The sequence below is a fragment of the Chromobacterium sp. genome (genome assembly GCF_041912965.1).
Classification (GTDB): domain Bacteria; phylum Pseudomonadota; class Gammaproteobacteria; order Burkholderiales; family Chromobacteriaceae; genus Chromobacterium; species Chromobacterium aquaticum.
This window is the reverse complement of sequence record NZ_JAYSGF010000002.1, coordinates 59,383-72,726: the sequence shown is the minus strand read 5'-3', so window position 1 is coordinate 72,726 and position 13,344 is coordinate 59,383. Positions and strand designations below refer to the sequence as shown.

14 protein-coding genes and 1 pseudogene are annotated in these 13,344 nt (G+C 64.9%); 7 read left to right on the top strand and 8 right to left on the bottom strand.

Features of this window, described 5'->3' with window-relative positions; all coding sequences use genetic code 11:
* The first annotated feature begins 2 nt into the window (after positions 1 to 2).
* Both phoR and tal read left to right on the top strand, forming a co-directional pair.
* Entirely contained in the window at positions 3 to 1,310 is a 1,308-nt protein-coding gene (gene phoR, locus ACE3QM_RS01465; protein ID WP_048407981.1) for a phosphate regulon sensor histidine kinase PhoR, read from the top strand.
* A 320-nt stretch (positions 1,311 to 1,630) separates the two neighbouring features.
* Positions 1,631 to 2,692: a transaldolase gene (gene tal, locus ACE3QM_RS01460; protein ID WP_374419701.1), complete on the top strand. Its 1,062-nt coding sequence runs from the start codon at positions 1,631 to 1,633 to the stop codon at positions 2,690 to 2,692.
* A 90-nt stretch (positions 2,693 to 2,782) separates the two neighbouring features.
* Here tal and ACE3QM_RS01455 read toward each other — a convergent pair whose 3' ends face one another.
* Positions 2,783 to 3,316, bottom strand: a complete 534-nt coding sequence (locus ACE3QM_RS01455; protein ID WP_231462269.1) for a hemerythrin domain-containing protein — start codon at positions 3,314 to 3,316, stop codon at positions 2,783 to 2,785.
* Positions 3,317 to 3,541: 225 nt separating this feature from the next.
* Here ACE3QM_RS01455 and ACE3QM_RS01450 point away from each other — a divergent pair.
* Together ACE3QM_RS01450 and ampD are read left to right on the top strand one after the other, a co-directional pair.
* A pseudogene (locus tag ACE3QM_RS01450) lies at positions 3,542 to 3,958 on the top strand (GNAT family N-acetyltransferase); the annotation flags it as partial.
* Between the two features lie 15 nt (positions 3,959 to 3,973).
* Positions 3,974 to 4,561 (top strand): 1,6-anhydro-N-acetylmuramyl-L-alanine amidase AmpD, encoded by a 588-nt coding sequence (ampD, locus tag ACE3QM_RS01445; RefSeq protein ID WP_374419839.1) that lies wholly within the window; start codon positions 3,974 to 3,976, stop codon positions 4,559 to 4,561.
* A gap of 62 nt (positions 4,562 to 4,623) precedes the next feature.
* On the opposite strand, the gene kup is transcribed toward ampD, so the two are convergent.
* Positions 4,624 to 6,489, bottom strand: a complete 1,866-nt coding sequence (kup, locus tag ACE3QM_RS01440) for a low affinity potassium transporter Kup (protein WP_231462270.1) — start codon at positions 6,487 to 6,489, stop codon at positions 4,624 to 4,626.
* Positions 6,490 to 6,798: 309 nt separating this feature from the next.
* Here kup and ACE3QM_RS01435 point away from each other — a divergent pair, with 309 nt between their 5' ends.
* On the top strand, positions 6,799 to 8,508 hold the full coding sequence (locus tag ACE3QM_RS01435; protein WP_048407985.1) for a proline--tRNA ligase: 1,710 nt from the start codon (positions 6,799 to 6,801) through the stop codon (positions 8,506 to 8,508).
* Between the two features lie 7 nt (positions 8,509 to 8,515).
* Entirely contained in the window at positions 8,516 to 9,151 is a 636-nt protein-coding gene (locus ACE3QM_RS01430) for a lytic transglycosylase domain-containing protein (RefSeq protein WP_048407986.1), read from the top strand.
* A gap of 87 nt (positions 9,152 to 9,238) precedes the next feature.
* Here ACE3QM_RS01430 and ACE3QM_RS01425 read toward each other — a convergent pair whose 3' ends face one another.
* Both ACE3QM_RS01425 and ACE3QM_RS01420 read right to left on the bottom strand, forming a co-directional pair.
* Positions 9,239 to 9,736, bottom strand: coding sequence for a MarR family winged helix-turn-helix transcriptional regulator (locus ACE3QM_RS01425; protein ID WP_048407987.1), 498 nt, complete (start codon positions 9,734 to 9,736; stop codon positions 9,239 to 9,241).
* A gap of 126 nt (positions 9,737 to 9,862) precedes the next feature.
* On the bottom strand, positions 9,863 to 10,306 hold the full coding sequence (locus ACE3QM_RS01420; RefSeq protein WP_374419698.1) for a carboxymuconolactone decarboxylase family protein: 444 nt from the start codon (positions 10,304 to 10,306) through the stop codon (positions 9,863 to 9,865).
* A 91-nt stretch (positions 10,307 to 10,397) separates the two neighbouring features.
* Between ACE3QM_RS01420 and ACE3QM_RS01415 the strand changes: the two genes are divergently transcribed.
* Positions 10,398 to 11,300, top strand: coding sequence for a LysR family transcriptional regulator (locus ACE3QM_RS01415; RefSeq protein WP_374419696.1), 903 nt, complete (start codon positions 10,398 to 10,400; stop codon positions 11,298 to 11,300).
* A 3-nt stretch (positions 11,301 to 11,303) separates the two neighbouring features.
* Here ACE3QM_RS01415 and ACE3QM_RS01410 read toward each other — a convergent pair whose 3' ends face one another.
* Genes ACE3QM_RS01410 through ACE3QM_RS01395 form a run of 4 tightly spaced genes read right to left on the bottom strand, consistent with a single transcriptional unit; the run spans position 11,304 to position 13,158 of the window.
* Entirely contained in the window at positions 11,304 to 11,861 is a 558-nt protein-coding gene (locus tag ACE3QM_RS01410; RefSeq protein ID WP_048407990.1) for an RDD family protein, read from the bottom strand.
* Positions 11,848 to 12,237: a DUF3106 domain-containing protein gene (locus ACE3QM_RS01405; RefSeq protein WP_231462274.1), complete on the bottom strand. Its 390-nt coding sequence runs from the start codon at positions 12,235 to 12,237 to the stop codon at positions 11,848 to 11,850. The genes ACE3QM_RS01410 and ACE3QM_RS01405 overlap by 14 nt, the downstream gene beginning before the upstream one ends.
* On the bottom strand, positions 12,230 to 12,595 hold the full coding sequence (locus ACE3QM_RS01400; RefSeq protein WP_082150819.1) for a DUF3619 family protein: 366 nt from the start codon (positions 12,593 to 12,595) through the stop codon (positions 12,230 to 12,232). Before ACE3QM_RS01400 ends, ACE3QM_RS01405 begins: the two co-directional genes overlap by 8 nt.
* Entirely contained in the window at positions 12,592 to 13,158 is a 567-nt protein-coding gene (locus tag ACE3QM_RS01395; protein WP_048407993.1) for an RNA polymerase sigma factor, read from the bottom strand. Before ACE3QM_RS01395 ends, ACE3QM_RS01400 begins: the two co-directional genes overlap by 4 nt.
* Positions 13,159 to 13,344: the final 186 nt, after the last annotated feature.

Sequence of the window (13,344 nt, the reverse complement as noted above, 5' to 3'; positions counted from 1 at the left end):
TGATGCCTGAATTCCTGAAACGCACGCTGGCCTCGCTACTGGCGACCGCCGTCATCGGCCTCGGCTTCTGGCTGGGTTCATCGGCGGAAGACGGACTGATCGCGGTGGCCATCTGCCTGGGCAGTTGGCTGGCCTTCAATCTCTACCATGTGGCGCTGCTGCTGCGCTGGCTGCAACGGCCGACGCCGGAGCGGGTGCCGGATGGTTTCGGCGTCTGGCACACCATCTTCATGACGCTGTACCGCATCACGCGCACCCAGAGCCAGAGCCAGAGAAAACTCACCCACGCGCTGGAACGTTTCATCAACGCTGGCGAGGCGATGCCGGACGGGGTGGTGGTGCTGGACGAGCACGACCGCATCGAGTGGATCAACCCGATGGCGGTGGAGCATCTGGGCCTGGACCGCAAACGCGACGTGGGCAACCAGGTTCTCAATCTGATCCGCCAGCCGGCCTTTCACGCCTATATGAGCGAAGCGCGCTTCAGCCAGCCGCTGGTGCTCAACTTCGTGCAGCCGCGCGAACTGGTGATCTCCTTGCAGATGGTGCCCTTCGATTCCACCCGCAAGCTGCTGCTGACCCGCGACATCACTCAGCTGGAACGGGTGCAGACCGTGCACAAGGATTTCGTCGCCAATGTCTCGCACGAATTGCGCACGCCGCTGACGGTGGTGGGCGGCTTTCTGGAGACGCTGGGGGATATGCCGCAGGTGGACGACACCACCTTCCGCCAGTTCCTGCCGATGATGCTGGAACAGTCACGGCGCATGCAAAGCCTGGTCGAGGACCTGCTGACCCTGTCCAAGCTGGAGAACAGCCCCAAGGCGACGGTGTCGGAGCGGGTGGACATGCAGGACATGCTGGACACGCTGATGGTGGAGGCCGAGGGCCTGTCCCACGGCCGCCACCAGGTCAAGCTGGACCGGCACAGCGACGCCTGGTTGTGGGGTAGTCAGCAGGAACTGCATTCGGCCTTTGGCAACCTGGTGTCCAACGCGGTGCGCTACACGCCGGAAGGCGGCTGCATCACGTTGAGTTGGAAGGAGGAGGGCGAGCAGTTGCGCTTCTCTGTCAGCGACACCGGCATCGGCATCCCGCGCGAGCATATCCCGCGGCTGACCGAGCGTTTCTACCGGGTGGACCGCGGCCGTTCGCGCGGCAGCGGCGGCACTGGCCTGGGCCTCGCCATCGTCAAGCATGTGCTGGCGCGCCACCATGCGCGGCTGGAGATCCGCAGCGAGCCGGACAAGGGCAGCGTGTTTTCCGCGGTGTTCCCGCGCGACCGCCGCAGCGGCTCGCAAGCGGCCTGAGCGCCGCGCCGCGGGGCCGCATGCGGCGTATTCTTGCAAGCTTGGGTCGGCGCTCTTGGCGCGCCGCTCCAAGCGGGTTAGGATGTCCGTTTTAGCCCGCCGATTTTAGAACCTGTTCAAAGTCTGCTGCGCTTCGGCGATACGGCGTTAGAAACCCGCTTCGAAATGCTCATGTACCGTATGTGCATTCCGCTTCCTCGGCTGTTTTCGTCTTGTCTCGCCCTTGTGCGCGAGACTCTGAACAGGCTCTATGGCGCGGCCACCACCGGCCGGCTCGGCGACGCCGGGCCCGCTCTGACTTTATCCTGGATCGTTCCACCATGAATCGACTGCAATCCATCCGCCCCTTCGGCCAGCGCATCTGGCTGGACAATCTGTCCCGCGAACTGATCGCTTCCGGCGAACTGGCGCGCCTGCTGGCCGACGACGGCATCGCCGGCGTGACCTCCAATCCGGCGATCTTCTACAAGGCGATCAGCGGCGACGCCAGCTACCAGGCCGATCTGGCCCGTCTGAAGGCGGACGCCGGTCTATCGGCCGAGGCGCGTTACGAAGCGCTGGTGGTGCCGGACATCCAGGCCGCCTGCGATCTGTTGCGCGGCCAGTACGACGCCAGCCAGGGCAATGACGGCTATGTCAGCCTGGAAGTGTCGCCGGAGCTGTCCAACGACGAGGCCGGCACCCTGGCCGCTGCGCGCCGCCTGTGGGCGGAAATCGCCCGCCCCAACGCCATGATCAAGATTCCGGCCACCGCCGCCGGCATCCGCGCGTTTCAGGCGCTGACCCGCGAAGGCGTCAACGTCAACATCACCCTGCTGTTCTCGCTGCCGCAAGTGGAAGCGGTGTGGGACGCCTACATCGCCGGCCTGTCCGCCCGTCTCGCCGACGGCAAGGATGTGTCCGGAATCAAGGCGGTGGCCAGCTTCTTCCTGTCCCGCGTCGACAGCCTGCTGGACCCGCAAGTGGGCGCCGCTCATCAGGGCAAGGTGGCCATCGCGCTGTCCAAGGCCGCTTACGCCCGCTACCGCGAGCGTTTCCATGGCGCCGAGTTCGCCGCCTTGAAAGCCGCCGGCGCGCGTCCGCAATACCTGCTGTGGGCGTCCACCGGCACCAAGAACGCCGCTTACTCCGACGTGCTCTACGTGGAAAACCTGATTGGCGACGAAACCGTCAACACTGTGCCGGACGGCACGCTGGCCGCCTTCCGCGACCACGGCCAGGCCGCGCTGACGTTGCCGCAAGGCATGGACGACGCGCAGACCCTGCTGCATGCGGTAGAGGCTGCCGGCGTGGATCTGGCAGCCGCCGGCGAAAAGCTGCAGCGGGATGGCTTGAAGCTGTTCGAGGATGCGTTCGAGCAGTTGCTGAAGCTGACCGCCTGAGAATGTAAACAGGCGCTGAGCGCGGCAAGATAAAAAGGCTGACCGCGCTGGTCAGCCTTTTTTGCGCGTGCGGCCGGGAGCGGCCGTCGTTCAGGCGGCCTGCTGCATCCGGCGCGCCGCCATGCGCTGCCCGGCGGCGCTCATTTCCTCGGCGCTGATGGCGGAGGCGGCGGTGGGAAACAGCCAGCTTTCCTCGGCGGCGGCGTGTTCGCGGTACTGGCGCGCGAACTCTTCCAGCTCATTGCGGCTGATGCTGTTGATCTTGCCGTCGCGCAGCGCCAGCAGATCGTCGCGGATCGCGTTCCAGCAGGAATGCAGATAACCGTGTTCGGCGCTCAGCTGCTCCAGCCGCGAGGCGGCGGTGGGCACCCGCTGCAAAATCAGCGGGAACAGCTCGTCCTCCTCGTCGGTATGATGGGCGGGGCCGGCCAGGTCGAAATAGCGGACCACGCCGTCTATCGTATTGCGGGCGGCCTCGTTGACGCCGTGTTGCTCGATATAGGATGGCAGCTGGTCCAGCTGATCGCAGAAGCGGCGAATCTTGTCATGGCAGGCCAGCAGCATTTCCAGCGGCTGTTCGAAGCTGGGCGCGGCGGCGCTGCTCAAGGTGTCCAGGGTCAGCATTGGCGTTCTCCTGTAGTGGGTGACGGGCTGCATTCTGCGGCATGGAGCGGGCTGCGGCCATGATCCGGCTCAAGCCGGCGCGTGGCGGCGCTAGAATGCCGGGGCGGCCTTGCCGCTCCCCGGTTGTTCTTGATACTGCGTTGGCCGGCAGAAAACAAGTGAGATATTGGACTGTTCCGATGACTAAAATGTTGCGTGCGCAAGCGCAGTGCCACAGGAGGTTGGATGCAAGCCCCGTTTGAAGTGAAATGCCTGGATCTACGCGAGGCGGCGTTGGCCGCGCGCGCCTTGGAGTTGCAATTGGCGGCCCACCAGTTGGAAGCGGAATGGCTGTCCTATCCGCAGCTGCCCTTGCTATGGGCGGATCTGGCCGCGGCGCGGGCCTGCGCCGACAGAGTCTGGGGCGCGTTCGAGGGCGAGGCGCTGCGCGGCCTGCTGGTGGCCTCGCGCCGCGACGACGATGGCTTGCACATTGAACGAGTGGTGGTGGATCCGCAACACTTGCGCGCCGGCTGGGGCTATCGTCTGCTGAACCGGGCGCTGGTGGGTGAGCGCGAGGTCAGCGTGGACACCGCCGAGGTCAATATCGCCGCGCTGTCCTTGTATCGCAAGGCCGGCTTCGTCGCCGAGCAGCGCTGGTCCACGCCGGATGGGCTGATGCTGTGGCGCTTGAATTATCAGCCGCCGCAGCCGCCGGAGTTCCAGCTATTGGACGATGGCTGGGTCGACGGCGCGCGCAGGCTGCCCTCGCCCAATCACGATGAACGCGCCGAGGGCATGGCGCCGGAGTTGCTGGTGGTCCATAACATCAGCCTGCCGCCGTATCGCTACGGCGGGCTGGGCGTGGAGCAGCTGTTCCAGAACCGGCTGAATCCGGACGAGCATCCGTTCTATGCCGAGATCCAGCAGCTGCGGGTGTCGTCCCATTTCTTCATTCGTCGCTCCGGCGAGCTGCAACAGTTCGTGCCGGTGACGCGGCGCGCCTGGCATGCCGGCGTGTCCAGCTGGCGGGGGCGTGAGCGCTGCAATGATTTTTCCATAGGCGTGGAACTGGAAGGCTGCGATTTCGAACCGTTCAGCGAGGCGCAATACCGCACGCTGCAAGCGCTGACGCTGGCATTGCGGCGCAAGCTGCCGCTTAGCGCCATCATCGGCCATGAGCACATCGCGCCGGGTCGCAAGACCGATCCCGGCCCGTTCTTCGATTGGGCGCGGGCGGAGGCGGACAGCGGTCTGCAGCGCTAGAGTCGGCCACGAAAAAACCGGACGGGCAAGGCCGGTCCGGCTTGTGAGCGGGGCGGGAGGCGTTACAGCTCGACTTGCGCGCCCAGCTCCACCACTCGGTTGGTCGGCACCTGGAAGAAGTCGGTGGCGCGCATCGCGTTCTTGCTCATCCACACGAACAGCTTCTCGCGCAGTCGCGACATGCCTGGACGCTCGGTGGACACGATGGTCTCGCGCGACAGGAAGAAGGACGTGTCCATCAGTTCGAAGGCCAGGCCCTGGGCGGTGCAGTCCTCCAGTACCTGCAGCACGTTCGGGTCTTCCTTGAAGCCGTAGCGGGCCACCACGCGCCAGAACGAGGCCGACATCTGCACGATCTCCAGCCGCTCCTCCTCCGCCACATAGGGCACATCCTCGGTGCGCACCGTCATCAACACCACCCGCTCGTGCAGCACCTTGTTGTGCTTGAGGTTGTGCAGCAGCGCGTGCGGCACGCCGTGCAGGGTGCTGGTCAGGAACACCGCGGTGCCCTGCACCCGCGTCGGCGGGTAGGCTTCCAGATTTTCGATGAAGCTGTCCAGCGGCAGCGCCTGGTCGCGCAGGCGCGTGAACAGCAGCTCGCGGCCCTGTTTCCAGGTGCTCATCAGCGTGAAGATGGCCATGCCCAGCACCAGCGGCAGCCAGCCGCCGTCGGCCACTTTATGGATGTTGGCGCTGAAGAAGCCCAGATCTATGGTGGCGAACAGCAGGGTGATGCCCAGCGCCAGCGGCAGCGGCCAGCGCCAGTTGACCCGGGCCACCACGAAGAACAGGCAGGTGGTGATCAGCATGGTGCCGGTGACGGCGATGCCGTAGGCGGCGGCCAGGCTGGACGAGGTCTTGAAGGTCAGCACCACCACCATCACCGCGATCAGCAGCGCCCAGTTGATGAAGGGCATGTAAATCTGTCCGATCTCTTTTTCCGAGGTGTGCTGCACTTCCAGCCGCGGGCAGTAACCCAGCTGGATGGCCTGGCGGGTCAGCGAGTAAGCGCCGGAAATCACCGCCTGCGACGCGATCACCGTGGCCAGCGTCGCCATCACGATCAGCGGCAGCAGCGCCCAGTCCGGCGCCAGCAGGAAGAAGGGATTCTTGATCGCCGCCGGGTTCTGCATCAGCAGCGCGCCCTGGCCGAAATAATTCAGCGCCAGGCCGGGCAGCACCAGGCTGAACCAGGCGCGGCGGATGGGCGAGCTGCCGAAATGGCCCATGTCGGCGTACAAGGCCTCGGCGCCGGTCAGCGCCAGCACCACCGAGCCCAGGGTCAGGAAGGAACCCCAGCCGTTGTGGCCGATGAAGTGCAGCGCGTGGTAGGGATTGAGCGCCTGTAGCACCTGCGGCGCCTGCACGATCTGGTGCAGGCCGAGCAGGCCGAGCACGGAAAACCAGATCAGCATGATGGGGCCGAACAGCAGGCCGACGCTGGCGGTGCCGAAGCGCTGCAGCAGGAACAGGCCGGTCAGCACGCCGATGGCCATCGGCAGCACATAGCTTTCCATCGCCGGCGAAATCAGCTCCATGCCCTCGGCGGCGGACAAGACCGACACCGCCGGGGTGATGATGGCATCGCCGTAGAACAGCGCCGCGCCAAACAGCCCCAGCAGCACGATCTTCCAGCGCGCGGCATGGGTGGTGTAATGGCGGGCCAGCGCCATCAGCGCCATGATGCCGCCTTCGCCGCGGTTGTCGGCGCGCAGCACGAAGGCGACGTATTTGATGGAAACCACGAAAATCAGCGACCAGAAAATCAGCGACAAGATGCCGAAGATGTTTTCCGGGGTGGTGGGGATGCCCTGGCCGGTGAAGCACTCGCGCAGGGTATACAGCGGACTGGTGCCGATGTCGCCGTATACCACGCCCAGAGCGGCCAGGGTCAGGCCAGCCATGGCCTGTTTGTTGTGATCCTGCATAAGCATCCAATGGAATTGATTCGTCATCGTATATTGCTGCACAGCAATATCGATGGTTCTTGAGCGCGCAGATTACTCCAGAGGTCTGGGTAAGCCAAGCAAAGGCCGCGCAAGTGCCGGGATGTGTTCTTGTAAAACGACAGAGTTCGGCCGCTGGCTTGCGCGGCCGGCGCATCTGGGGTAGCCGGCAGGGCGGCGAGACACGCATCTTTATAGCGCAAATAGGCGATACCGGCGCAAGGCTTGGCCGCGAGGCGCGGCAAACGCTACAATCAAGCCCTCATTACACCGTATTACCAAGGACGCATCATGCGCGCATCGCAGTTTTTCATTTCCACCCTGAAGGAAGCCCCCGCCGACGCGGACATCGCCAGCCAGAAGCTGATGATGCGCGCCGGTTTCATCCGCAAAGTGGCCGCCGGCATTTACTCCTGGATGCCGATGGGCCTGCGCAGCGTGCGCAAGGTGGAAAACATCGTGCGCGAAGAGATGGTGCGCGCCGGCGCGATCGAGGTCAGCCTGCCGGTGGTGCAGCCGGCCGGGCTGTGGCAGGAAACCGGACGCTGGGACAAGATGGGCGAGGAGCTGCTGCGCTTCAAGGATCGCCATGAGCGCGACTTCGCCTTGCAGCCCACTTCCGAAGAGCTGATCACCGACATCGCCCGCAACGAGCTGCGCAGCTACCGCGCGCTGCCCAAGAACTTCTTCCAGATCCAGACCAAGTTCCGCGACGAGCGCCGCCCGCGCTTCGGCGTGATGCGCGGCCGCGAGTTCACCATGAAGGACGCGTACTCCTTCGATCGCAGCGTCGAAGCCGCCGGCGTCAGCTATGACAATATGTATGCCGCCTACTGCCGCATCTTCGACCGCCTGGGCCTGAGCTACCGCGCCGTCGCCGCCGACACCGGCGCGATTGGCGGCGACCGCTCGCATGAATTCCAGGTGATCGCCGACACCGGCGAGGACGCCATCGTCTACTGCCCGGACTCCGACTACGCCGCCAATATCGAGCTGGCCGAAGCGGTGGCCCCGGCCGGCGAACGCGCGGCCGCCGGCGCGGCCATGGCCAAGGTGCACACCCCCAAGGTCAAGACCATCGCCGATCTGGTGGACTTCCTGAAAGTCGATATCAAGCAGACCGTCAAGGCGGTGGTGGTGGACGGCGACGAAGATCAGCCGGTGCTATTGCTGGTGCGCGGCGACCACGAGCTGAACGAAGTCAAGGCCGAGAAAATCGCCGGCATCAAGAAGCCGCTGACTTTCGCCGCTCCGGCCGCGATCAAGGCCGCCTTCGGCGCCAATCCCGGCTCGCTGGGCCCGGTGGGCTTCAAGGGCCGCGTCATCGCCGACCGCACCGTCGCCAAGATGGCCGACATGATCACCGGTGCCAACGAGGACGACCAGCACTATACCGGCGTCAACTTCGGCCGCGATTGCGCGGAGCCGGAAGTGATGGACATCCGCAATGTGGTGGCCGGCGATGCCTCGCCGGACGGCAAGGGGGTGTTGGCGATCCAGCGCGGCATCGAAGTGGGCCATGTGTTCTATTTGGGCACCAAGTACTCGGAAGCGATGAACGCCACCTTCCTGGACGAGGACGGCAAGCCCAAGCCGTTCGAGATGGGCTGCTACGGCATCGGCGTCACCCGTATTCTGGGCGCGGCGATCGAGCAGAACTTCGACGATAAGGGCATGATCTGGCCGGACGCCATCGCGCCGTTCAGCGCGGTGATCTGTCCGGTGGGCTATGACCGTTCCGCCGAGGTGAAGGCCGCCGCCGACGCCTTGTATCAAGGCCTGCTGGCCAAGGGCGTGGACGTGATCCTGGACGACCGCGGCGAACGCCCGGGCGCGATGTTCGCCGACTGGGAGCTGATAGGCGCGCCGCACCGCATCACCATCGGCGACCGCGGCCTGAAGGAAGGCAAGGTCGAGTACCAGCACCGCCGCGACGAAGCGGCGAGCGCGCTGGCCGCGGATGCTATGCTGGAACAAGTGCTCGCCAAACTGGGGCTGTGACCGCCATATGATCCGATCCGGCATCGTCGTGTTGTTGGCCGCGCTGGCAGCGATGCCGGCGTGGGCCGGCGCGCAGAAGGAAGAGGCGCTGGCCGCCAACGTCGCGTCCACCATGCGTCGTTCGGTGTCTGACGCCAACGCGCCGCGGCTGGTGTTCGACGACCAGCGCGAAGCCGACGCCTGGCTGGGCGAAATGTCCAGCCGGCTGGCCAAGCGGATTCCGGACAAGTGGACGCGCGAGCGCCTGCTGACCGCCATTCACTACGAAGCCACCCGCGCTGGCCTGGATCCGCAACTGGTGCTGGGCCTGGTTCAGGTGGAGAGCGGCTTCAACAAGTACGCGATCTCCGGCGTCGGCGCGCGCGGGCTGATGCAGGTGATGCCGTTCTGGGTGCGCAGCATAGGCAATCCGCAGCACAATCTGTTCGATCTCACCACCAATCTGCGCTACGGCTGCACCATTTTGCGCTACTACCTGGATATCGAGCGCGGCAATCTGTTCCGCGCGCTGGGCCGCTACAACGGCAGCCTGGGCCGCGCCGAGTATCCCAATCTGGTGATGGGTGCCTGGAAGGGCCGCTGGCACTGGGTGGCGCCGTTGCCGGTGAAGACGGCGTCGGTCGCGCCGCTACAACTGCGCTGAAGCGCGGATGCAAAAAAACCGGCGCTGGGATCCAGGCCGGTTTTTTTATCGCTTCATAGCGGCAGGCTACAGGAGTGAGCGCGCATCTCAATCCTCCTGGGTTTGCAGCATTTTCTTCAGCAAGCGCGCCAGCGTCGCCCGCTCCTCCGCGTCCAGCATCTCGATCAGTTCCGCTTCCGCCGACAGATGATTGCCGACGGCGTCCTCGATCACCTCGAAGCCCTTGGGCGTCAGCGTCACGATCACGCCGCGGCGGTCGGCCGGGTCCGGCGAGCGGGTCACCAGGCCGGCTTCTTCCAGCCGGTTGATGCGGTTGGTCAGCGCGCCGGAGGAAATCAGCACCATGCCCTGCAGTTGATTAGGAGACAGTTGAAACGGTTCGCCGCCGCGGCGCAGCGCGGCCAGCACGTCGAATTCGCCGACATTCAGATTGTGGCGCGCCAGATCGTGCAGCACGCGGCGGGTGACAAAATACTCCATCCGCACAAGGCGGCCGACCACTTCGGTGGAGGACGGGTCCAAGTCCGGGCGAACCTCGCGCCACAGGGCCACGATACGGTCAATCTGGTCTGGTGCTTGTTGCATCACTGACGGTTCCTGATGTGTGGGTGACAACTGGATGACTACCGGGCGCAGAGATTAGCACGGCTTGAAGCTAGTTTATCTTCATATGAAGCATAGTCGCCAGCGATCGCCCACACTAGACGCGGCTTATTGGCGCATGCCCACCGCCAGCCGGTTGAAGGCGTTCATCAGGGCGATGGCGAAGCTGAGGTCGGCGATCTCCTCGGCGGTAAAATGCGCCTGCAGCGGCAGGTAGTGTCGGTCCGGCGCCTGGGTGACGGCGATATGCGTCAGCGACTCCGCCCACTCCAGCGCCGCGCGTTCGCGCGCGCTGAACCACTCGCTGACGCGCCAGCCGGCCAGTGCATCGATGCGCTCATTGTTTTCCCCCCTGGCGCGCAAGGCCGACGCGTGCATTTTCAAGCAAAAGGCGCAGCCGTTGATCTGGGACACGCGCAGATAAACCAGTTCGATCAAGGGCAGGCCCAGGCTGCTGTGTTGCAGGCTGGCCTTGACGCTGGCCAGCCCCTGGTAGGCGGCGGGGGACAATTGGGCATAAGGCAGGCGCAGGGCCATGGCGATTCCTTTCATTCACGTTTGCGTAAGTGCAGCGCGAGTCTAGAAAAAAACCATTTGCGCAAATAGACTTAAAAAATCAAATTCAAATTGCAAAAATGAAATCATGCTGGATGATCTGCAACTTTTCGTGCGCATCGTCGACGCCGGCAGCCTGAATGCGGCGTCCCGCGTGCTGGAGATGCCGGCCGCCACCTTGTCGCGCCGGCTGCAGGCGCTGGAGCGGCGGCTGGGCTGCCGCTTATTGCACCGCAGCGCGCGGCGCATGGAGCTGACGGCGGAGGGCGGACAATACTACGAACATTGCCGGCCGCTGCTGGCCGCGCTGCAACAGCAGACGGAATCGCTGGGAACGGCGCTGAACCAGGTCAAGGGCGTGCTGCGGGTGCTGTCGCCGTTGAGCCTGGGCAATGATCTGCTGGTACCGGTGTGGCGGCGCATGCTGCAGCGCTATCCGGAACTGCGGCTGGAACTGCGTCTGAACAATGCCATCGACGATTTGTTCAGCGGCATGGCCGATCTGGCCTTGCGCGTCGGGGAGCAGCCTGATTCGCGGTTGAACCAGCGCTTATTGGGCTGGGTGCGCACCTTGCTGGTGGCCTCGCCCGCCTATCTGGCGGAGCGGGGCGAGCCCGGCGCGCCGGAGGCGCTGGCGAACCATGCGCTATTGCTGGCGGAACCGTTCGAACGCTGGCGGCTGTGGCGCGCGGCCGATGGCGCGGAATCGGAATTGCCGCCGGCCAGCTTGCAAGTCAACGATATGCTGCTGCCGCGCCGCTTGGCCGAGGCCGGCGCCGGCGTGGCGGTGTGCCCGCACAGCCTGTGCCATGCTCAATTGCGGGACGGCAGTTTGCGCCAGCTGTTGCCGGAGTGGGAAATGGCGCCGCGGCCGGTGTACGCGGTGTGGCCGCAACGGCGCCATGTGCCGGCGCGGGTGCGAGCATTGCTGGACGCCTTGACGGAGTTCGCCGAGGCGGAGCCCTTGCTGGCGCGGCCTGCCTGCGTTTAGGGATCAGTCCGGCGCGGAGTCGCCGCGTCGTTTCTTGCCGGGATGCGGCGGTTTGGGCAGCACGATCTGGCGGGTGCCCGCCAGCCTGTCGTGCAGGAAGAGCTTGTCGCGGTCGTAAAACTTGGCCAGGAAGGGAATCAGGCACCAGCTCAGCGCCAGCCACAGCGCCTGCGGCTGGTGGCCGTAGGCGTTGGCCCAGCCGAGATAGGACACTGCCGGCATGCCGACGAACAAGGCCATGCCTACCAGATAGCGCACCGCCGCCTGTTTCCAGACGATGCCGCCGCCGTGGGCGTTGACCAGCTTGATGCGCCAGGTCTTCATCGCCACGGTCTGGCCGCTGCGCACCCAGCAATAGCCGAAGTAGCCGAACAGCGCGATGGCCAGCACCGCCTTGAGCAGTGTCTTGAACAGCGTGTCCTGGCCGATCAGCATCTGCAGCGGCGTCAGCACGGCGGTGACGGTGAGCAGCAAGGCGGCGACCAGCAGCAATTCATAGAACAGGCTGGCCAGGCTGCGTTTCAGCGTGGGCGGGGGCAGGGTGGCGTCAGCGGGAGGCATCTTGGGTCTTGTGTTGTTGCCGCAGGCGCTGGATGGCCTGCTGGCGTTGTTCGGGCGGCATCTGTTGCAGCGCTTTCCAATTGGCGCGAATTTCATCGCGCTGCTGCTGGCTCAGCTCTGACCATGCCTTCAGCTTCTGTTGCACGCGCAGGCGCTGTGTTTCCGGCAGTTGGCGGAACTGCGGCACGATGGCCAGCAGGTTCTGCTTCTTGTACGGCGCGTAGCGGTCCCATTCCTCGGCCAGCGGCGCCAGCACCTCCTGCTGCTCCGGGCTCAACTGCGCCCAGCCGGGATTGGCCGGCGGGCTGGCCTTGGCCGCCGGCGTCAGCAGGCCGCTCAGGCATAGCGCGAGCAGCAGCCGACGGCCGCTATTCATGCAGCCCCCGGCTGAAATGCGGCTCCAGCAGCGATTCGAACGGCAGGTCCTGCGCCAGCACCGCGGCGTCCACCGCTTCTTCTTCCAGCAGCAGGTCCTCGGCCAGCATCATGCCGGCGCCGGTCAGCAGCGCGAAGCCCAGCGCCAGGCTGCCTCGGCGCAGCAGCAGCACATGGCGCTGCGCCCACAGCCCCAGCCGTTCGCGCGAGGACTCCGCCTGGGCGGCTTGGGCATCGAAACGGGCCAGCGCGCGAGCGCGCGCCTGGCGCAGCTTGTGTTCCACGGCGGGGTCGAGATCGGCGCCGGCATGATCCAGCACGCGTGCGACGTGGCCGGGCAGGGGATTGGAAGGTTTCATAGCGTCACTCCCTTTTGCGTCAGGATGGCGGCCAGTGTGTGGTTGGCGCGCGAGCAATGCGTTTTCACGCTGCCTTCGGAGCAGCCCATCACGCGCGCGGTGTCGGCAACATCCAGACCTTCCCAATAACGCAGCAAAAACGCCTCGCGTTGACGGGTGGGCAGCAGTTGCAGCGAAGCCTCGATCAGCACCGCGGTTTCCTTGCGCGCATACCAGCGCTCCGGGTTGTGCTGAGCCTCGTCGGCGGCCACGTCCAGCAGTTCCAGCGGATCCGGGCTGTCGTCTTCCTCGCGGGTGGGAATCAGCGAGGACAGCAGCGTGCTGACGAAGCGGCGCGCCTTGCTGCGGCGGTAGTAGTCGCGAATGGTGTTTTGCAGGATGCGCTGGAAGATCAGCGGCAGCTCCGCCGCCGGGGCGTGCGGATAGCGATCCGCCAGTTTCATCATCGAGTCCTGCACGATATCCAATGCGCTGTCTTCATTCTGGACCGCATACCACGCTTGCTTGAAAGCGCGTTTTTCCGCCGACTCCAGAAAGTCGGCCATTTCCTTGCGGCTAGCCATTGGATGAGAGTTTGAGTAGATGCCAACAGAAGATGGTAGCAGAGCGTCGCCGATTCGGCCAAGCCTGATTTTTTTCCTGAATTTACCGAGGCTTAGATGCATATTGCACCTGCACAAAAGCACTTGACCGGCTTCAAAGCTATACGCTAAGGTCGTCCGATACGGGATGAAACTAACACAAAGACA

Coding starts and splice junctions, on each gene's coding strand:
- ACE3QM_RS01400 (WP_082150819.1), bottom strand. CDS start 12,595: ATGAAACCTTCCAATCCCCTGCCCGGCCACGTCGCACGCGTGCTGGAT.
- phoR (WP_048407981.1), top strand. CDS start 3: ATGCCTGAATTCCTGAAACGCACGCTGGCCTCGCTACTGGCGACCGCC.
- ACE3QM_RS01425 (WP_048407987.1), bottom strand. CDS start 9,736: ATGCAACAAGCACCAGACCAGATTGACCGTATCGTGGCCCTGTGGCGC.
- ACE3QM_RS01420 (WP_374419698.1), bottom strand. CDS start 10,306: ATGAAAGGAATCGCCATGGCCCTGCGCCTGCCTTATGCCCAATTGTCC.
- ACE3QM_RS01430 (WP_048407986.1), top strand. CDS start 8,516: ATGATCCGATCCGGCATCGTCGTGTTGTTGGCCGCGCTGGCAGCGATG.
- ACE3QM_RS01405 (WP_231462274.1), bottom strand. CDS start 12,237: ATGAATAGCGGCCGTCGGCTGCTGCTCGCGCTATGCCTGAGCGGCCTG.
- kup (WP_231462270.1), bottom strand. CDS start 6,489: ATGCAGGATCACAACAAACAGGCCATGGCTGGCCTGACCCTGGCCGCT.
- ACE3QM_RS01455 (WP_231462269.1), bottom strand. CDS start 3,316: ATGCTGACCCTGGACACCTTGAGCAGCGCCGCCGCGCCCAGCTTCGAA.
- tal (WP_374419701.1), top strand. CDS start 1,631: ATGAATCGACTGCAATCCATCCGCCCCTTCGGCCAGCGCATCTGGCTG.
- ACE3QM_RS01435 (WP_048407985.1), top strand. CDS start 6,799: ATGCGCGCATCGCAGTTTTTCATTTCCACCCTGAAGGAAGCCCCCGCC.
- ACE3QM_RS01415 (WP_374419696.1), top strand. CDS start 10,398: ATGCTGGATGATCTGCAACTTTTCGTGCGCATCGTCGACGCCGGCAGC.
- ACE3QM_RS01410 (WP_048407990.1), bottom strand. CDS start 11,861: ATGCCTCCCGCTGACGCCACCCTGCCCCCGCCCACGCTGAAACGCAGC.
- ACE3QM_RS01395 (WP_048407993.1), bottom strand. CDS start 13,158: ATGGCTAGCCGCAAGGAAATGGCCGACTTTCTGGAGTCGGCGGAAAAA.
- ampD (WP_374419839.1), top strand. CDS start 3,974: ATGCTGTGGCGCTTGAATTATCAGCCGCCGCAGCCGCCGGAGTTCCAG.